This window comes from Acetilactobacillus jinshanensis, from assembly GCF_004359375.1.
In the GTDB taxonomy this organism is placed as follows: domain Bacteria; phylum Bacillota; class Bacilli; order Lactobacillales; family Lactobacillaceae; genus Acetilactobacillus; species Acetilactobacillus jinshanensis.
On sequence record NZ_CP034726.1, the window covers coordinates 93720 to 114460 of the forward strand.

The window sequence follows — 20741 nt, forward strand, 5'->3', positions numbered from 1 at the left end:
ACAAAAATATTAATAAATTAATAGAATAGGTTGTGCACGATCTATTATTATGTTACATTATTCACGTCATACAATTTATAAGCCGCAAAGAATTAATTATGCGTTCGGTATTTAGGGTATACCGTGTAATTCTTTGGGCTTCATTTTAGTTTATAGAGCTGCGTAGGGAACAGCTCTTTTTAGGGTGGCGATTGACCACTCGGATACTCCAAGCCTTTTGACTGGGAAATGGAAGATCTAAAATGATAAATAAGAATAAATTTAGTATCAAAGATACTAAAAAGGTCCTACACAAAGTAGGGAAACAATGGCTAGTTGTCTCGGCTATTGTTTTAAGTATAGGGGCGAGCGGATTTGTTGCTACAACAATAAATCCGTTAGCTGATTCAGCTAATGTGGCTGAAGCACGACAAATAACACCACACCATAACCATAAGAAGCGTGTGGTCCATAGCAAACATAACAACCGACGGGTTAATCGAGCTCGTCGTCATTTACGTCATAGTCAACAACGTCAAATCCCACGTAAGTATCGTAAGGCCATGCTTGCGATTATCAAAAAGCGGATTAATGTGGGTCGAAAAGCGATCCGTAAAGCTAAAATTGCGGTTAGACGAGCTCGTGGTCGACGTGCTAAAAGTCGAGCATTACGTACCTTAAGAAGGGTAGAAAGAAAATACCGAGATTACATCCGAGCATTACGTAAACTTAATGATCCACGTAGTGTTCAGGATATTTATCATGGTATTTTGTGGGATGCTAAGCACGGTAATCGTCGAGTTCGACAACAAGCACTGCGTTCATTACACCGAATTCAGCGTCGAGCTAAAGCCGTTGCCGTAGTACCACATAGGAATACGCCAAATATTAATAAGAACAATCATCGTAATGGTACTTCTGTATCAAGTGCTGATGTTCAGAGTAGTGCAGGTACTATGAATTTACAGTCTACTGTAAATATAATTACACAAAATGTTGGTCCAATGCCAAGCAATGTTCCTAATATACCAAGTGCGTCTACTGCTTCATCAATTAATAATTCAGATGTACCAAATATTCCATCATCGGCCGCAAGTAGTATGAATAGCTCTGTAACTAATTCAAGTCAGAATGCAGCATCTAGCAATAGTGCAAATAAGTCTACAGCTAGTTCAAGCCAAACAGCACCAGCTAGTAGCGCAAGTAGCTCTGTAAGTAGTGATAGCCAGAGTACCACTACTAATAGTTCTATAGATAGTGATGCTAATCAAAGTACTACTGACAATGATCATAGCTCAAAAGTAGCTAGTCATAATGCCATGGTGCAGCGTAGATCCGCTAATTCTGCAGCTCATAGTGCTAATATGAGTGCACGTGCTGCAGCAATTGCTAAATCAAAGTCTGATCAGATTAGCTATAATCAAGTGCAAGCTAAAAAGGCTAGTGACGAAGCTAACTATCAAAAGTCTATGGTAGCACACCAGAGTAATATGTCAGCTCGAAGTAATGCTGAGAGTACATCAGTATCAAATTATAATGTGGCTTCAAAAGCCCATCGTGATCATATGAGTTCTCGGGCTAATGTCCAAAAGGCTTCTTTAGCAAATCAAAGTAAACGAAGCTCCGCTTTTTCTGCATCTACAGCTCATAAAAATTCACGAGCTTCGTTGGCATCTGCTCATAGTGAACATATGTCTCAACGTGCTCAGGTATATAAAGTTGCTAGTCATACGGCGATGTTAAAGCGTAGGGCTTCTAATGCAGCTATTAGAAAAGTACATGCCACACGTCGATCTAATGCTGAGACTAAATCGGTAGCCGATCAAGCTAAACATGATTCAGCATGGGCTGTACGCAGTGGTAGTAATGATCCAGCCAAATTAGCTCATGCTAAGAGTAGTGCTGCTGCATCAGCATTTACTGAACATAAAGCAATTCGTGCTCATAACCGTAAAGTTGCAAAACATGAAAAAGCCATGGCTCGTAAAGCACACAATGATTACTTACGCCGGACGGGTCAGTCTAAAGGTGAAATTACTCAGCGTAACAGTCAGGATAGTAAGAATCACCGTCAACGAATTGCTGATCAACAGGCTCATCAGCGTAATTTAGCTAATCGTCAGCATACTTATAAAGTTGCTCGTCATAAGGCTGCTATGAAACGTAAAGCACATAATGATTATTTACGTCAACATCATTTAAATCCAGCTGCTAAAAAGGCATCTGCTGCCGTGGTTCATAAGAATCATATGGCTCAGAGATCTTATGCTTATAAAGTTGCTAGTCATACTGCGATGTTAAAGCGCAAAGCTTCAAATGCTATGGTCAGAAAATCCCATGCGGCAAGTCGATCTGCTGCAGAAACTAAATCTGTAGCTGATCAAGCCAATCATGATTCAGCATGGGCTATACGTAAGGGAAGTAATGATCCCTCAAAAATTGCGCACATTAATCATGCTAAATCATTGTCAGCATCTCAGGCTTTAGTTAATAAGCGTGCTGCAGCTTCTGCTGACCAAAGTATAGCTACATCGTATAGTAATTCTGTTTCTGATTCAGTTAACCAATACGACAAAAGTGTGGCTACGTCTGCAGCTAGATCTGCGAACACATCGATTTCTAATTTTTATAAAGATTCAGTTGCTGCGGATGTTTCTGCTAAAGACAGTACAGCTAAAAATGATGCAATTAATTCAGCTGATCAAAGTATTTTGAATTTTTATTCAAATTCAGTTAGTGCTTCAGTATCTATAGCTAACAGTAGTAAAGCTTCAGTGACCGCAAGTGCTTCTGATCAGAAAATTATTAAGTCATACCAGGATTCAGTAAGTAATTCTGTATCCAAAGCTGACCGCAGTCTAGAGAGTTCCATTGCCGATTCATATGCTGATTCAGCAATTAATAAGATTAAAGCTAGTGAAGCTTATATGGCATTCAGTGAATCTGTTAAGAATTACAATGCATCGGTTGCTGTCTCAAATATGGACTCTGAAAGCACTGCATATTCATATGCTAGTGTTGCTGATCAAAGTATTGCTAATTCTTATTCAAATTCAGTTAGTAATTCTGTTTCACAGGCAAATAGTCTTATAGCTAAATCATATCAAAATTCTGTAACGGCATCTGTATCTAGTGCAAATAAAATTAAAGCTAATGCTGCTGCTCGAAAGGCTGACCAAAACTTAGAATCATCTATTGCTAATTCATATGCTCAGTCTGCTAATGCGCAAATTAAAGCTAGTGAATCCTATATGGTGGCTAGTAAATCGGTTGAAGAGTATAATGCATCGGTTGCATTATCTAATATGAACTCAGAAAGTACAGCTTATTCTTTATCTCGTTCTACAGATGCGTTAATACAGGCTAGTAAAGCTTATATGGCATCAAGTCAAGCCACTAGTGAATTTAATGCTTCAGTAGTTGCCTCAACTATGGTATCTGATAGCACGGATTATTCATTATCTGCTTCAACTTCAGCTAGCATATCAGCATCTGCAAGTACATCTGTGTCGTTATCTAATTCAATTAGCACGTCAGTTTCAGATTCAATCGCAACATCTAATAGTTTAAGTAATGAGGCAAAAGCTGCTTCAGAAAGAGCATCAACAGCTGCATCTGAAAGTACAGCTAATTCGTTAGCTGATTCAGCAGAAAGTAGCTTGGAGTCGGCTATTTCTTTCAATTATTACATAGAAGTTAATTATGGCAGATTACCTGATAATACTTATTATGAGGAAAATAAGAATTTAATTAAATATATTAAAGATAAATTGTCTTCAAGAGACAAAGGCGATTTTGCAGAATTAATTAAGATTGGATCAAATATTAATGATGCTTTATATGATATTTACCAAGTTCATCATTATGTATATCATCATAATTATAGTAAATGGTTATATGATAAATTAGATCTATATATTACTTATAGTAATGACACTTCAGATAATGATGATAATGAACCAGTTAACTATGATAATTGGGAAGATTTCTTTAATCATTTTGATGATAATGGCGATTGGTTTAATCAACTCAATGATGGTGATGATACACCATTTGATTAGTTAATAATTATATACGAAAAAATCTCCATTTCACTGAAATGGAGATTTTTTGTTTTTGCTATATGAATAGTATTTCGTGATTAACTTGGGATTTTCAGCTAAATGCTGGAGCCGTACCGTAGAGTAGTCTGACTAGCGTTTGTTATTAGGGTTAACAAATTGACTAGATGATCTCTGATAATTTCATTGATCGTTAGGGTGCAATCCGTGAAATTATAAGCAATCAACTCAGCAAGGCAGTGGAGCTTCAGTAGTTTAATTTAAGCTCTCTAAGACTAGAGATGGGAAATGGAAGTTACTAAGATTAAACCTACCGATTCTCTCAACCACGCTAAGTTAATTATAGAAATCCGGCTTCATGACATTAACCACGCATTCCAAAATTTGCTATGCGGAGCAAAATGGTGATTAATCACTTTTTAACTGTTCATTTTATATTAAATATGGTGTGAATGAACACGCCGTACCACTTTCCAATATACGCATTATTAAGAAACACGTCAATCAATACGGGTTATGGTGGCTAATTTTTGATATTTTTTGTGAAATCATCTTGAAAAAAACGCTTGTGATTTGATACACTAATCTTGTTAGCGTAAAGAGTAGGGTGTACCCTCTCTTAAGCTTCAATTATAAACAAAAGATAAGGGAAGTTCTATCAGATGATTCACTATGATTTTAAAGCCATCATGTCGAAAGTAAGTATCGTCGTAGTTGCTTTACTTAGCTTAACAATTGGTGGCGTGATGACTTCACATACTTATGTGAGTGCTCATTCTGTAAAACGGGTCCGTCCGTATCAAAATCATAAAAAGACTCAACATCGTCATACTCAAGGTGTCAGTGTGAAACGTACGGGACGGAATTCAAAAAATAAGTCACGGATGACGAAGCGTCAGCAACGGAATAATCGAACTCAGAACTCGCAGCGGCCGATGAAGATTGAACATCGTTACACGAGCAAGGATCCAATTTCAATTGGTCCCAAGAATTCGAAGAAAAAGTAAATCATATCTGAATTAAGCTTCACTAAATTTTAGTGAAGCTTTTTTAGTTGAAATAGTAATTGATTGTTTTCTGTTAACCGTTAACGTTTGTCTAACAGTTAACATTAATAACTGTGATAAGTCATTGAGCCGACTTCCTTAATACTGTACAATTAAAGAACGTACGCTATCTAAAAACTAAGTAACAATTGAGGGAGTCGTGAGCCGTTTGCAAATGAAACGTAAGCCACGCTTAAAGAATAGCCACTACATCACTGGGATTGATGGTCTCCGTGCGTTAGCGGTCATTGGTGTTATCATCTACCATTTACTACCTTATGATCTAAAAGGTGGTTACATGGGAGTTCCCATCTTTTTCGTCATTTCCGGATATCTGATTACCGATCTGTTTATGAAGGAATGGCGGCAGACGGGTACCATTAACATTAAGACGTTCTATTATCGTCGGATGAAACGTCTGTATCCAGCCTTGGTCACCACGGTGATCGGATCTGGAGCATACATTACGTTATTCCAGCGGAATTTGCTGGTTCATTTGCGTTCCGTCATCTGGACGAACTTACTGTACGTTTATAATTGGTGGGAAATCGCCCACGGCCAAAGTTACTTTAACCGATTCCAGGGTGAATCACCGTTCATTCATTTGTGGACGTTAGCCATCGATGGTCAGTACTACTTATTCTGGCCATGGGTCATGGTTGCCTTGGTATTATTACTGCATAAGAACAGTAAGTTACTGGCGGTCTTATTCATTGCCTTAACGTTCATTGGTGCCTGGTACATGGCATTCATTTACATGCATACCAATAACATCAACCGTGTTTACTATGGTACTGATACGCGAATGTTCTCGTTCTTTGCTGGAATCGCATTGGCTTACATGTTCCCAGTTGATAAAGTCAGACATAAATTGTCAGCGTTTAAACGAATTCTGATCGATCTAATTGGATTGGTTTCATTAATCGGCTTGATTTATGCCGGCTTTACGATGGCTGGTCAGAGTGCATCCACTTATAAAGGTGGCATGTTACTCGTTACCTTAGAAGCCACCGTCTTTTTAGGCACCATCGTTTATTCACACGCCGACGTTAACCGAGTTATGACTAACCCGATCTTCCATTGGTTAGGGACCCGTAGTTACGGGATTTACCTGTATCAATTCCCAGTTATGATCTTTTATGAAGCTAAGGTTCCCCGAACCAGGCTTAGTCACCCGTTACTTAACGCCATTATCGAAATGATTATCATCGGTTTAATCAGTGAAGCATCATTCCGCTGGATTGAACAGCCAATGCATCATTATGATTACAGCCGTCTTGGTTATGATATCAAGCACTACTTCCGCAACCGTTCCTTTAAGTCAACGATGAGAAAGTTACTGATTATTCCAGTTATCGCGGTCTTCTACGTTTGTGGTGTCGGTGCCGTTCAGGCTCCTAATCATCAGAATCCGAACATGTTGCAGAAGCACATTACGACTAACCAGCGTTCATTATCGAAAGGTAATAAACAGTTGATCAAGCGTCAGAAGAAGGATCACGGTAAGGATAAAGTTACCAATAATCAACTTCGTCGTCCGTTAACTAAGCAGGAACAACAGGTTGCCAAGCGCTATGGCTTGAACAAACGTCAGGTCTTAGATGCCAAGAGCTTCCCGATGACTGCCGTTGGTGACTCCGTATTGGTTGATGGCTCAAAGGACTTACATCAAGTCTTTAAGAATACGTTGATTAAAGCCAAAGTTGGTGGCCAGTTGAACCAGGCTGCTGATATTCTTCGTCAAGAGAAATCTAACCACACCTTACAGAAGAACATCCTGGTCAATATTGGTACTAATGCACCGTTGACATCTAGCCAAATCAAAGAAATTATGGACATCGTTGGCCCACATCGTAATGTTTACTGGATTACGGCTCACGTTCCAACTAAGCCTTACCAGAATTCGACGAATAATACGATTCGTCGTGCTGGTAAGAAGTACCGTAACTTCCACGTGATTGACTGGTACGCCGCAAGTCATAGCCACTCAAATTATTTCTGGAGCGATCATGTCCACCCGAACCCAAAGGGTAATCAGGAATACACCAGTTTGATTGTCAAAACGATTTTTAAATAATGTGATTGAATTTCAATAATTTTACGTAATTAAGGGTGTCGGATCTAAGTATCCGACACCTTTCTTTTTGCGAGAAATGGTACCATAATTTACCATAGAAATATTTATGAGGACGCTGTTTTATATATGGAAAGATTGTATTGGAATACCGCCGCGTTTAATGATCATCGAATGTACATGGCGGTGACGAAGAAGGGCCTTAAATTCATGTCCGATCCCAAGCAGGGGATTTCACAGATCTACGATTTTTATCGCCACCAGTCATTTGAATTTAAGTACCAAGCTGACTTAACTAGACCGTACCAAAAAGTGATCGAGGATTATCTTGCCGGTGAACACTATTCCAATCATCTTCCGTTGGATTTAGACGGGATCGGTGATCATTTGGATCATCAAGTCTGGCATTTAGTCCGACAAATCCCGTACGGTGAAGTACGGACCGTTAAGCAGCTGGCTAAACGACTGCACAGCAGTGCTGCCCGGATTGAAAAGTCCCTTCGCCTTAACCCAATCCTGATCCTGATTCCGACACATCGGGTCTTAGAGACACCCGAAAAATTAGGCCATTTTCGGGAAAGTCCGGGAATGAAAAGTCAGCTGTTAGAAATTGAAACCATCATGAGCAATGCGGGTGATTAATATGAAGTTGAAATTAAAACGAATTGCGGTTCTCTTTAGTGTCCTACTGGTTGCCGTTGGTTTAGTTGGCTGTGGCAACACTACCCATCATTCTGCAACCCGTGATGATAACCACTTAGTTAATCTAGATTATCAGTCTGGCCATTCAGCCATCGTTAAGGTTGATCACGATCGAAGTACGTTGAACCCGCGATCCTGGAAGTCTGATCACATCGTTTACACTAACTTAGATCATTTGAACCGAACGTCGAAAGGGAACACGGCTTATTTAGCTCGTCAGAACATTGCCCATGACACGTTACGTCAGCGTCAGTTCGTGTTCCCGAGTGGCTGGCACCAGAAGATGATCGCTAACCAGGCAATCATTAATCGAGGCCATGAGATAGCGTACAGCTTGTCGAAAGGTATTGACTACACTGGCAGTTACCGACCGTATAATCCAAGTGGTGACCAGAATAATCCACGGAATCTGTTTACTCAGACGGCCTTTAGTAACCAGAAGTTGCAGACCATCTACGAGAGTAAGGTTCGACGAGCTCTTTACCGTAATAAGAAAGTGATCTTCCGGGTTAAACCGATCTTCAGAGGACACGAATTGATGGCTCGTGGCGTTCACATGCAAGCGATCTCAACGGATCATTCGTTAGACTTCAACGTTTACATCTTTAATGTTCAACCGGGTGTAAAGTTTGACTACTCAACGGGCCGTTCGATCATCGATCAATCGATGCAGGTTCCAATTCCGAAGAACGCTCCGGCTTTCTACAACGATTACGTTGACGGCCGTTTGATTCACTATCATGATTACCGTTATCACCCGGTCAACCCACGTCGTTTCCACCGCCGAAAACTGTTAATTAATAAATAATTATTAACATTTAACATTTCACGTTAATAAGGAGAGATATTATGGACAAGATTACGATTAGTGATGCCGTTAAAAAACGAATCGAAGACAAAATCAAGGGTCCCGCTAAATTATTACTCAGTTATAACGATGGTGTCGGGCCTTATTCTAAAGTGGGTTCATGCAGCATTGGCACGGCGTTCGACATTATTGCCGTCAAGCCCGATGAAAAGACACCTGACTATGGTGGTAAGTTAGATAGTGACTTAGGGACCTTTTATTACAAACCATATTCAGCCCGTTATCTTGATAAAGGTCTGAAGTTAGATGTCGGTTCTTTCAACCAAATCAACCTATCTGGTGAAGGTGGCGTGATCGACGGCAGTGTCAATATAATTGACGATCGTAATAATTGATTACCGGCCCGATCGCCATATAATAAGGGTTGAGGTGGATAATAATGAGTAAGAAATATATGTACCTGTTTGGTGCAGCTCTTTTAGCTTTAACCGGAATCGGAGCAACGGCACAGTCAGCTCAAGCTAAGACCGCCCACCATTATCGTACGAACGTAACTCGAAATGTAAATGCAAATTCATATTTTGTTAACGCACCACAAAGCATCGGTAGTAATGCCCGGGTCATTAAGGGTACTGCTAGCAAAGGTTTCCGTGTTACCTTACAGAATGGTAAGAAGGTTCTTGCTAGTACTTATGCTAACAAGAAGACCGGTCGTTACACGTTACGGATTCCCAAGGGCTTAAAGGCTGATATGCACTTAACCGTTACGGCTCAGAAGGGTTACTGGCATCCATACAGAGTTATCTTTGTTAAGACACCAGCTAACCAGAAAGCTGCCGTTCAAGCTAACAAGAAAGTTAATAAAAAGGTTGCCAAGAAGACCGTCAAAAAGCCTGTTAAGAAGTCAGTTAAAAAGACCGTCAAGAAGACTCCTAAAGTAACTACTAAATCTAGTGTTAATGCAACGGTTGCTCAGCTTAAAAATCAGATGAACGATTTAAAGATTCGCAATGCTAAAGAACGAGTACTTTACAATCGTGATGAAGCCGATTTAGCCAAGATTGAAGCGGATACTAGTAGCAAAGTTGCTGCTAAACGAGCTAATCTTAAGGCGATCATTGCCAACGCAGAACAAGCTTTAGCTGAATTAGATGATGAAACTGGTAACGTTAAGACCACTAATAAGAACGCTAAACAACGCATTCGTAAATCTGCTAAAAAGGTAAATAAGAAAGCCAACAAGGTTAATCGTAACCGCAAGACCACTCGTAAGAGTAATAAAGCCAACAAAGTCACCGTTAAAACACCTAATGGTAACTGGCAATCATATAACCAGCGATGGAACCTTAGCCAGAAGCGTGGCTTGAACGAACAGGCTTACAAGAATGGTCGTTATGGTAAGAAGTACATTTCTAATGCTCCTTACAAAGTAAATAGCGTTAAGAACAACGTTTGGACGATTAGTTATCAGAATCGCAATAAGAACCAGAGCATGACCCTTCAGTTCCTAACTAATAACAACTTTAAGTTAACTAGTCAGAATGGTCATAAGACTAACGTAAGCTTCGTTCGTTATTAATAAAGTTACGAAATTGAAATAACATAAAGTATCCTGTACTTTCTAGCGTTCAGCTAGAGATACGGGATATTTTCATTTTGTAAACCCTGATTGACATGTATTAACAGCATGCCATAAAATTGATAGCGTACGATTTTATTAAGTTAAGTGAAAGTAGGATTTCTAAGATGTCGAATAATAATCAAAGTACCGAATCTTCAGAAGATCAATCAACCATGTTGGCCGGTTCGACCTGGATGACCGCCGGCAGTATTTTTTCACGAATTTTAGGTGCGATCTACATCATTCCGTGGAGCATCTGGTTTGCCGACAAGTACTTCCGGGCCAACGCCATCTACGTCCAAGGATATAACGTGTACGCGACGTTACTGATTATCGCAATTGCCGGGATTCCATCGGCAATCGCTAAACAGGTTGCCCATTACAACGCATTGAACGAATATGGTATCGGGGTCAAGCTGTATAAGCGAGGCTTGTCATTGTCGATCACGATCGGGATTATCTGTGCCGGTGTCTTTTATTATTGCGCGCCGTTTCTGGATAACGACGATGCTAACGTCATCCCTGTCATGCATTCGTTAGCCTGGGCGATCATGATTATCCCGTCGATGAGTATTACCCGTGGCTTTTTCCAGGGTTATCAAGATATGGCACCGTCAGCGATCTCGCAATTTGGTGAACAGGTCGTCCGAGTTGCCTACATGCTAGTCACGGCATACATTATTATGCAGGTCATGCATGGTAACTGGGTTACAGCCGTTTCACAGTCGACTTTTGCCGCTTTCGTCGGTGCCGTTGCCGGCTTCGCAATCCTAGGTTGGTACTACATGCGTCGTCACCATTATTACCGTAGCTTGGTGATCAACAGTAACCACAAGATGAAGGTTCCAACGATGGAGCTTTATCATGAAATTATCCAGCAGTCGATCCCGTTCATTATCTTGGGTGCCGGAACGTCGATCTTTCAATTGATCGACCAATACACGTTCTTCCGTGCTATGCATAAGTTCACTGATTATTCGAGTATCGAAGTCAATGATTTGTACGCCATCTTTGCTGGAAATGCCGGAAAGTTGATCATGATTACGATTTCGCTCTCGACGTCGATTGCGATTACCGTGGTTCCGTTATTATCGAAGTCGTATACCCGACACGATAAAGCCGAAACTCGTCAGCAGATTACCAGTGCCTTGATTCTGTTTGAATTCGTGATGTTACCGAGTTCATTGGGGATGGCTGCGGTTGCCGGACCGTTGAACCGCTTATTCTATGGTGTTGGTCATCAGGTAATTGCCGCTAACGTCCTTTCGTTTTACTCACTGATTGCGATTACGTTTGGTCTCTTTGCAATCGTCAGTGCCATGATGCAGGGGATCTCGCAGAACAAGCGGGCCGTTAAGTACTTCTTTGTTGGGACGTTAGTGAAGGTTATTTTGCAGGTTCCATTTATTAAGTTTTTCGGCACGTTCGGCCCGATGATCACTAGTGGGATCGGTTTTATCGTCACCAGTGGCTTGATCTTGCATTCGATGAATAAGCAGTTTGGTATTAATTATGATCAGATTGCTAAAGCTACGAACGGGATTTTACTGTGCTCGGTATTGGTATACGTCGAAGCATTGGTTACCGTTACTTTGAGCAACCGTTACTTAGCACCGCTGATGAATATTGACGGTCGTGTTGGTAGCTTCGTCGTTACCATGATTGCCGTTATCATCGCTGGCTTAACTTACGTATACTGCGTATTTAAGAGCCACTTAGCTGACTATGTCTTAGGTAATAATATGTCCGACAGCATCCGTGCTAAGTTAAGAATTAAAGCTTAATCATAAAATAATATTTACTTTTTAAAATAAGATTGGTATAATTTTTAAGAAATAAGTTCACAAAAAGAAATTATTAATCAAATTACATTGAGGCGATTGTTAAATGTCACTTAGAAGCATTATCGCTACGGCGGCCGGGAAGTCATCTTATTGGTTCCTGCACAACATTATGCACGGTGGGACGGCTTTCCCTGGTGAAATTACCACCAAGATTGACCCTGACATTCTGAAGTCATTAGGTAAGAATTATCGGGTCGTCATCGTCACCGGTACCAACGGTAAGACGCTGACCACGTCCTTAATCGTTCGAGCTTTGAAGCAGAAGTATCCGCATATCTTAACTAACCCGTCCGGTTCCAACATGAAGCGTGGGATTGTGACGACCTTCTTAAAGGGTCACCATCATCGGAAGGGTTCCCGTCCGTTAGCCATTTTAGAAGTTGATGAAGCCTACGTAATTCAGGTCGTTAAGTATATCAAACCAATTGCGTTCGTTTTGACCAATATCTTTCGTGACCAGTTGGACCGTTACAGTGAAATCTATTACACTTACGATTTAATTCTGAAGGCCATTAAGTTAGCACCGAAGGCTACCATCATCGCTAACGGTGATGATTCACTATTCCAGTCAGTTAATTTACCAAATCCGGTTGTATACTATGGGTTTGCAAATCATGACGAACACCTTGATTTCAAGGCTAAGCCGAATACCGACGATGTGATCTGCCCACGTTGTCATCACATTCTTCATTATCATTACATTACCTACGCTAATTTAGGTGACTACTTCTGTCCTAACTGTGGTTACGCTAGGCCAAAATTAACCACTGCGGTTACCAAGATCGATAAATTAACCCCTGATACTTCAGAATTTGAAATTGACCATCATAAGTTAACGATCGAAGCTGGTGGGACCTACAACATTTACAACGCCTTAACGGCTTATGCTGTCGCTAAGTTCTTTGGCGTTGATGATGATAAGATTATTAAGGCTTTCCGAACTAACGCCCAGATTTTTGGCCGTCAAGAAAAAATTGACATTAACAATCGTCAGATCATTTTAATCATGATCAAGAACAAGGTCAGCGTTAACGTTATTTTTGACATGTTAGCTCACGAAAAAAATCCGTTCTCGTTTGCCTTTCTGTTGAGCTCCAAGAACGCCGATGGTTTAGACACTAGCTACATGTGGGACTGTAACTTTGAAAAAGTCGTTAAGATGCATCCAAAGCAGTTTATCTCCGGCGGTGATCATTATAAGGATATTGCCTACCGTATGAAGGTTGCCGGTGCTCCAGATGATAAACACATCGTTGCTAAGAATTATAAGGAATTAATCCACGATTTAGCCAACGTACCGACCAAGAAAGTCTACGTTGTGGCTTGTTACACACCAATGAGAACGCTACGTGGAATTCTTGCCGAAAAAGGCTACGTAAAGAAGGGGCTCGACTGATATGAAATCGAAATATGAATTACGAATTGCCCATTTATATGGTGACCTTATGAATACTTACGGTGACTACGGAAACATTTTGGTTCTGCAGTATTACGGTCGTAAGATGGGCATCAAAGTTGACGCTAACGTCGTTAGCATCGGTAGCGAGTTAGATCCTGATAAGTATGATTTAGCCATCTTTGGTGACGGTCAGTACTTTGAACAGTCAATTGTTGCGAAAGACTTACCATTCAAGAAAAACGCCTTAACGAAGATGATCAACCGTGGCGTTCCGATGTTAGCCGTTGGTGAAGGTTACCAGTTATTAGGTAAATCTTACTTAACGCCTAAGGGTCATAAAATGCCTGGCTTAGGTATTATGAGCCATACGACTGACCAGCGGCACCGTGACCATGATTTTGTGGGTGAAGAAAGAATCGCTGATCCCATTACTCATCAGACTTATCATGGCTTCGAGCATCATCAGGACCAGACGTTCTTAGGTAATGGTGAAAAACCGCTTGGTAAAGTCATTGATGGTATGGGCGGTAACAATACCAAGGTCAATGGTGAAGGTGCTCAGTTAAAGAACTTATACTGTACCTACATCCATTCGTTCTTGGCTCGTAATCCGGAAGTAACGAAGTCAATGTTATTGAAGGCTTTAAAGAATAAGTATCCTGATGAAGACTTTAGTAAGTTGGCCGCTATGAAGTTCGCTCCGTCTTATTAATTTAGAATTAAATAATTGACAGCAAAAAAGCGTTGCCGAACTCAATTTCGGCAGCGCTTTTTTAGATAAGTGTTTAATATTCTCAGTTACAAGATATTAGTTTTAGTGAATTCTGTCAATTTATTTTGTGGCATCCCGATAATACTGCATCAATTTCTTTCTCAGTAACGGATCGTGGGCAAACAGGTACATTCCTTTAACACCACGCTTCATCAAAACGTTGGCTGAATTAAGTACTAGCTGTTGCTTGATCTGGTCAAAGACTTTCGGATTTGGGATGTCTTTCCGCTTCTTTAGGGATTCGGTGTCAGTGTATTTGGAGAAATCGATTTTAATTTGGTTAGTGCCAGGCTTTAAGTAAACGGGTGGTCCCAAGATGACCCCAACGTAATTTAGATCAAAGCCCTGACAAGTAAACATCGAACCGACTTCGTTGATCGTCTGCGGGAGTTCAGCCCACGGGATTTGGGTGTGATTATATTGATCCCATGGCATTTTGAAGCCGTGAATCTCGTGAATGTAGTGTTTGCCACCGTCTAATGTTGATGGGTAACCGGATGTTGAGACGATTCGTGATAAACCAACTTGATTATTACGCTTAACGATTGCCTGGCGCATCTTTTCGGCATCATCGAAGACTCTGAAATCATAATCTTTACCGAAGTCTTTCGGTAATGGTTTTAATGTTCCGTCGGTTAAGTCATTAATCCAATGGATTAAATCATCACTGGCGGTCATGCGGAATTGATGGGTTAAATGATAACTATCTATAATGTACGGTTTGATGATTTTCTGTAAACGATGATCGTTCCAGAAACTCTTGGTCCGTAAGACCTGGTGCTTATCGAAGACTAATACAGTAACCTGCGAAATTTTGATAATTTCAGCCAATTGATTCTTTTGATAGAAATTATTGTAATGGTCACCTTCAGATAACAGCAGGTGGGCTTCATCGATGATCGTGACGTCAGCGTGACCATGTTTTTTATGCATCTGATTAATGAACGAGGTCGGTCGGTTGAAGTTTTTCTTTAGGACGTGACTTTCACTGCCAGCAATCTTTTTATAGACTTTTAGGATTTCGGGGTGATTAACTAAGAAATAATTATTGGTCTTGTATAACGGATCGTTCTTATCAGCAGTCATCTGCTGAATATCGTAGAACATCTGACTAAGGACGACACTTTTCCCGGTTCCGGCATCCCCGTAGATTACGAAAACGGCGTGCTTGGGTGCGTGTAGATTTTGTTTAGCGAAATGTTCGACGTGATTGACTAGTTTTTGTTGCTCGGTTGTCAGATGATGACCTGGACCAAGCTTGAATGCGGCACTGTTATTCATATAAACTCCTTCTTTACGTAATTAGTGTAAAACAAAAGATCCGCTAATTTGATAGCGAATCCAGAAATTAATATCAGTTTCTAATACTTAAGCGAGTGCTTTGATTAACTTAGCAACGGCTTTCTTATAACTAGCAAAACGTTTCATGACACCATCATTGGTCTTGTCAACGGTACCAATGTAGAAACGAACGCGCGGTTCGGTTCCACTTGGTCGGACGGTTAACCAGGTGCCGTCAGCTAACCAGTACTTCATAACGTTGGACTTTGGCAAATTGATTTTACTAGTCTTACCGTTGGCATCCGTTGTAGTTGATGACAGGAAGTCCTGTTCTTTTTCAACCTTTTGGCCGTTGAAACTGGTTAAGTGATCTTTGCGTAACTTAACCATGACGTTCTGCATATCTTTCTGAGCGTTAATCCCACTAAATAGCTTTGAATCCTGGAATTCTTTAAAGTATCCGTACTTCTTGTAAATGGCCTGTAAGCCGTCGTACATGGTCATGCCCTTACTCTTATAGTAGGCAGCAACTTCTGCAAGTAACATTGTGGATTGAATAGCGTCCTTATCACGGACGAACGGCTTGATTAAGTACCCGTAACTTTCTTCAAAGCCAAACAGGAAGGTATGCTTACCCGTTTGTTCGTATTCTTTAATCTGCTGACCAATGTACTTGAAACCAGTTAAGACGTTCTTCATTTCAACGCCGTAGCTTTCGGCAATCTTGGTGGCTAATTCAGTGGAAACGATCGACTTAACAACCCGGCCGTTTTTCGGTAAAGTGCCGGCATTCTTTTTGGCTTTCAAAATGTAGTTCAAAAGAATACTAGCGATCTGGTTACCTGTTAATAATTTGTATTCACCATTTGGCTGACGAACGGCAGCACCTAAACGGTCGGCATCTGGATCAGTAGCGATTAAGACGTCGGCGTTAACTTTCTTGCCTAACTGAATTGCCATCCGGAAAGCTTCTGGATATTGTGGGTTTGGATGGACCGTATCCGGGAATTCCGGATCAGCAATGGCCTGTTGCGGTACGATTACATAATTAGTGAAGCCCGCTTCACGTAAAGCGCGTCGGGCTAAGACTTTCCCTGTTCCATACAATGGGGTATAAACGAACTTTAACTTCGGTCCCCACTTTTTTAGTAGATCATGGTTAATGTTGACAGATTTAGCGGCCTTTAAGTAGGCTTCATCAACGTCTTCACCAATGATGTGCATTAAATGCTTTTGACGCATTTCCGGGATCGGCATCGTCTTGATGGCAAAGAGATCGCTAGCTTTGCGAGCTCGGTTAACGATCATTGCAGATGGCTTCGGTGGCATCTGACCACCATCAGGACCGTAAATCTTGTAACCGTTGTACTGCTTTGGATTATGACTAGCCGTGATCATGACTCCAGCAAAGGTGTGGAGATGACGAACCGTGAATGAACATTCGGGGACCGGGTGGATATCATCGAAAATGTAGCTTGGGATGTTGTGAGCGCCTAATACCATGGCGGTATTTTCAGCAAATTCACGGGAGTGGTATCGGGAATCATAACTGATCGCAACACCACGTTGCTTGTCCTTCGGTGATAATGTATCCATATAGTTAGCTAGGCCTTCGGTAGCTTGACGAACCGTATAGATGTTGATTCGATTTAAGCCGGCGCCCATCGTACCACGCATTCCGGCGGTCCCAAAATTAAGTTGGGCACCAAATGCGTCCTTCATTTTAGTGGGATTATCCTTCATGCTGGCTAATTCTCGTTTTAAATAAACGGGCATGTTAACCTGCTGACACCAACTCTGGTAAGTTTTCTTTACGTCAATTGACATCTATAAACCTTCTTTAACTGATAACGAATTCTAGAATTTAAGATTTCATTTTGAATTATAATTTGACGGGCTGCTTAAATCAACTTACACCCTTATTAATTAGCGATTTAATGATATAATGAATGCGGTAAAATTTGTTTCGTTACTTTGAATTAATAAGAGGGGGCAATTCCGCGTTCAAAAATGAGCGTGGGCTGATATATGAAATCAGATATCGAAATTTCCCAACACTGCCACATGTGGCCAATCGAAAAAATTGCTAAGAAATTACATTTAACACCAGATCAGATCGAACCTTACGGCCATTACAAGGCTAAGGTTTCATTACCAATTAAAGACCAGCACACTAAACAGAAGCTGATCTTAATGACGGCCATTAACCCAACCCCGAAAGGTGAAGGTAAGACGACCGTTGCAATTGGTTTAGCTGATGCTTTGAACCAGTTACATCACAATGCTGCTTTAGCACTCCGTGAACCTTCAATTGGTCCTGTTATGGGCATGAAAGGTGGAGCTGCCGGCGGTGGCTATGCCCAGGTTGAACCGATGGAAGACATCAACTTGCACTTTACCGGTGATATGGATGCTTTAACTGAAGCCCACGATACTTTATCGGCTTTGATTGATGCTCATATTCATCATGGTAACCAGTTGAACTTAGATCCTCGTCAGATCACCTGGCACCGTGTCTTGGATGTCAACGATCGTGAACTTCGTAACTGTGTCGTTGGTCTAGGTGGTCGTTTCTCAGGTGTTCCTCGTCAGGATAGTTTTAGCATCACTGCCGCCAGTGAATTAATGGCCATTCTTTGCTTAAGCCGTAATTTAATGGACATGAAGAAACGGATCAGTAAGATTGTCATTGGTTACACCTTTGATGAAAAACCGGTCACGGTTAAAGATTTAGGCGCTACCGGTGCCTTAACCTTACTATTAAAGGACGCCATTAAGCCGAACTTGGTTCAGACTTTAGAACACACCCCAACCTTTATTCACGGTGGTCCGTTCGCTAACATTGCCCATGGTTGTAACAGTATCTTAGCTACCAAAGCGGCTTTAAATACTGCTGATTATACCGTTACCGAAGCTGGTTTCGGTGCTGACCTAGGTGCCGAAAAGTTCATGGACATCGTCGCTCCACGGATTCATAAGACACCGGATGCCGTTGTCATCGTTGCCAGTGTTCGTGCTTTGAAGTACAACGGCGGAATGAAGTTAGCTGACTTACCAAAGGAAAATGTTCAGGCTTTATTAAAGGGTGCCGCTAACTTGAAGCAGCACATTAGCAGCATGAAACGTTACGGAAAACCGGTTGTGGTTGCCATTAATCGTTTTGCCGGTGCTCCTGATGCCGGAACTGACCATGAAGTTCAGGTCTTAAAGAACTACATCACTAAGGACTTACATACCCATGCCGCCGTCGTCGACGTCTGGGGCCAAGGTGGTAAAGGTGCCTTGGACTTAGCCAAGATCGTTGCTAAGGACTGTAATGAACAACGTACTTTCCACCCATTGTACAATCAAGATGATGACCTAGTTACCAAGTTAAATAAGATTGTTAAGAACTGCTACGGTGGTAAGAAAGTTGTATTAAGCTCTAAAGCTAAGGCCCAGCTAGAATCATTGAAACAGAATGGCTGGGATAAATTACCAGTTTGTGTTGCTAAGACTCAGTATTCATTAACTGATGATGCTCATCGCTTAGGTGCACCAAAGGACTTCTTGATCCATGTACGTGCCCTTGAACCAAAGTTAGGGGCTGGCTTTATCATTGCTTTAACTGGTAAAGTCTTAACGATGCCTGGATTACCAAGTCATCCGGCCGCTTTAAACATGGATATTGATAAGAACGGTAAGATTACCGGCTTATTCTAAAAATAAATTAGTTACAAATCATGATAACCGTAACCTCGATTTTGAGGGTGCGGTTATTCTTTTCTAATCATTGATTTTACGGGAACTTTGACGAATAATAAGAGTCTCGCTTGCCAAAAGATCGTTTACGTAATAATTATTAACGATCTAGGATAAACGTATAAGTTAGGAGATTTAATTGATGAATCGGTTTTCAATTCTGGCTACCGCGCGTGCGGTTCCTAAAAAAGTGGTTACAAATGATGATCTTTCCAAGATCATGGATACGTCTGACGCCTGGATCAGTCGCCGGACCGGAATTCACGAACGCCGGGTAGCCACAACGGAAACCACGACGTCGTTATCTGCTGACGTTGCAAAACAGTTACTTAATAAATCTGGTGTGAATGCTGACGAACTGGACTACGTGATCGTAGCCACGATGTCATCTGATTACATGATGCCGTCGACTGCCGCTGCGGTTCAGGGTATCATCGGTGCTAAAAATGCCGCGGCGTTTGACATTAGTGCTGCTTGTTCCGGTTTCGCCTACGGGGTTAAGATCCTGGATGCCTTATTGGCTCAAAAGCCTGGTGCTAAGGGAATCTTGATTGGTGGCGAAACCATGACCAAGTACATTAACTGGGCCGATCGGTCAACTGCAGTATTGTTCGGTGATGGTGCCGGTGGTATCTTGGCCGCTAATGCTGGTAATGGCCGAATCATTACGACGGATCTAGCGACTTATGGTGATCTAGGCTCCAAGTTAACCGCGGGCCACTTTGGCTACCATGATCCACAATATCATCAGGCCGATGCGGAAGACCGCTTCTGTCATCAGGACGGTCGTGCTATTTACGGCTTTGCCATTCGTAAAGTCCCGAAGTCGATTCGACGGGCCTTGAAGAAAGCTGACATGTCACCAGATCAAATTAAGTACTTCGTGTTACACCAGGCGAACGCCCGGATCGTAAAGAGCGTTTCGCGTCATTTACACGTCCCGTTCGATAAATTTCCTATCAGTATCAATCGGTATGGCAATACCGTTGCGGCTAGTGAACCGATGCTATTGTCACGACTGGTCGATTCAGGTAAGATTAAGCATGGTGATATAATTGATTTAACCGGTTTTGGCGGCGGTTTAACCGTTGGGACCGTTATCTTAAAATTTTAATTTTTAGTTTTTATTGGAGGAACTACATTATGGATAAGAAAAAGATTTTTGCTAAAGTACAGAGTGTCGTTGCTGATCAGTTAGATGACGTTGATAAGTCAAAGATCACCCCACAGACTAACATCAAGAAGGACTTAGACTTAGATAGCTTAGACATTTTCGAAATCGTTGATGACTTAGAAGATGCTTATGATATCGAAATCAACACTGACCAGGACTTAGACACTGTTGACCAGTTCGTTGACTACATCGCTGACGAAATCCAGAAGAAGCAAAGCAAGTAATTTAGGAGGAATTAA

15 protein-coding genes are annotated in these 20741 nt (G+C 41.3%); 13 read left to right on the forward strand and 2 right to left on the reverse strand.

The genetic code is table 11. From position 1 onward, the window contains the following. Nucleotides 1-242 precede the first annotated feature (242 nt). The 10 genes from ELX58_RS00440 (at nucleotide 243) to ELX58_RS00485 (ending at nucleotide 14246) form a co-directional block, all read left to right on the forward strand. Entirely contained in the window at nucleotides 243-4040 is a 3798-nt protein-coding gene (locus tag ELX58_RS00440) for a serine-rich family protein (protein WP_133441225.1), read from the forward strand. A gap of 662 nt (nucleotides 4041-4702) precedes the next feature. Then, a complete protein-coding gene (locus ELX58_RS00445; RefSeq protein WP_133441226.1) occupies nucleotides 4703-5047 on the forward strand; it encodes a hypothetical protein in 345 nt (114 codons plus the stop codon). A gap of 214 nt (nucleotides 5048-5261) precedes the next feature. Then, nucleotides 5262-7163, forward strand: coding sequence for an acyltransferase family protein (locus ELX58_RS00450; protein ID WP_236747706.1), 1902 nt, complete (start codon nucleotides 5262-5264; stop codon nucleotides 7161-7163). 126 nt (nucleotides 7164-7289) lie between these two features. Next, entirely contained in the window at nucleotides 7290-7802 is a 513-nt protein-coding gene (locus tag ELX58_RS00455) for a methylated-DNA--[protein]-cysteine S-methyltransferase (RefSeq protein WP_133441228.1), read from the forward strand. A 1-nt stretch (nucleotide 7803) separates the two neighbouring features. After that, nucleotides 7804-8670 carry a DNA/RNA non-specific endonuclease gene (locus tag ELX58_RS00460; protein ID WP_133441229.1) on the forward strand — a complete coding sequence of 289 codons (867 nt, stop codon included), beginning with the start codon at nucleotides 7804-7806 and terminating at the stop codon, nucleotides 8668-8670. 41 nt (nucleotides 8671-8711) lie between these two features. Next, nucleotides 8712-9065 (forward strand): iron-sulfur cluster biosynthesis family protein, encoded by a 354-nt coding sequence (locus ELX58_RS00465; RefSeq protein WP_133441230.1) that lies wholly within the window; start codon nucleotides 8712-8714, stop codon nucleotides 9063-9065. A 44-nt stretch (nucleotides 9066-9109) separates the two neighbouring features. Beyond that, complete coding sequence (locus ELX58_RS00470; RefSeq protein ID WP_133441231.1) at nucleotides 9110-10249, forward strand: hypothetical protein; 1140 nt, start codon at nucleotides 9110-9112, stop codon at nucleotides 10247-10249. Nucleotides 10250-10416: 167 nt separating this feature from the next. Then, on the forward strand, nucleotides 10417-12075 hold the full coding sequence (locus tag ELX58_RS00475) for a putative polysaccharide biosynthesis protein (RefSeq protein ID WP_133441232.1): 1659 nt from the start codon (nucleotides 10417-10419) through the stop codon (nucleotides 12073-12075). Nucleotides 12076-12178: 103 nt separating this feature from the next. Continuing rightward, a complete protein-coding gene (locus ELX58_RS00480; protein ID WP_133441233.1) occupies nucleotides 12179-13531 on the forward strand; it encodes a MurT ligase domain-containing protein in 1353 nt (450 codons plus the stop codon). Between the two features lies 1 nt (nucleotide 13532). Then, nucleotides 13533-14246, forward strand: coding sequence for a type 1 glutamine amidotransferase (locus ELX58_RS00485; RefSeq protein WP_133441234.1), 714 nt, complete (start codon nucleotides 13533-13535; stop codon nucleotides 14244-14246). 120 nt (nucleotides 14247-14366) lie between these two features. Here the strand turns inward: ELX58_RS00485 and ELX58_RS00490 are convergent, their stop codons facing one another. After that, on the reverse strand, nucleotides 14367-15587 hold the full coding sequence (locus tag ELX58_RS00490) for a DUF2075 domain-containing protein (protein ID WP_133441235.1): 1221 nt from the start codon (nucleotides 15585-15587) through the stop codon (nucleotides 14367-14369). Nucleotides 15588-15674: 87 nt separating this feature from the next. After that, the gene (locus tag ELX58_RS00495; RefSeq protein WP_133441236.1) at nucleotides 15675-17414 is read right to left on the reverse strand and encodes a phospho-sugar mutase; all 1740 of its coding nucleotides are present in this window, start codon (nucleotides 17412-17414) and stop codon (nucleotides 15675-15677) included. A gap of 201 nt (nucleotides 17415-17615) precedes the next feature. Between ELX58_RS00495 and ELX58_RS00500 the strand changes: the two genes are divergently transcribed. The 3 genes from ELX58_RS00500 to ELX58_RS00510 all read left to right on the forward strand — a co-directional run bounded on the left by ELX58_RS00500 (nucleotide 17616) and on the right by ELX58_RS00510 (nucleotide 20726). Beyond that, entirely contained in the window at nucleotides 17616-19289 is a 1674-nt protein-coding gene (locus ELX58_RS00500; protein ID WP_133441237.1) for a formate--tetrahydrofolate ligase, read from the forward strand. A gap of 181 nt (nucleotides 19290-19470) precedes the next feature. Further along, nucleotides 19471-20442, forward strand: a complete 972-nt coding sequence (locus tag ELX58_RS00505; protein ID WP_133441238.1) for a beta-ketoacyl-ACP synthase III — start codon at nucleotides 19471-19473, stop codon at nucleotides 20440-20442. Nucleotides 20443-20471: 29 nt separating this feature from the next. After that, nucleotides 20472-20726: an acyl carrier protein gene (locus ELX58_RS00510; RefSeq protein ID WP_133441239.1), complete on the forward strand. Its 255-nt coding sequence runs from the start codon at nucleotides 20472-20474 to the stop codon at nucleotides 20724-20726. Nucleotides 20727-20741 lie beyond the last annotated feature (15 nt).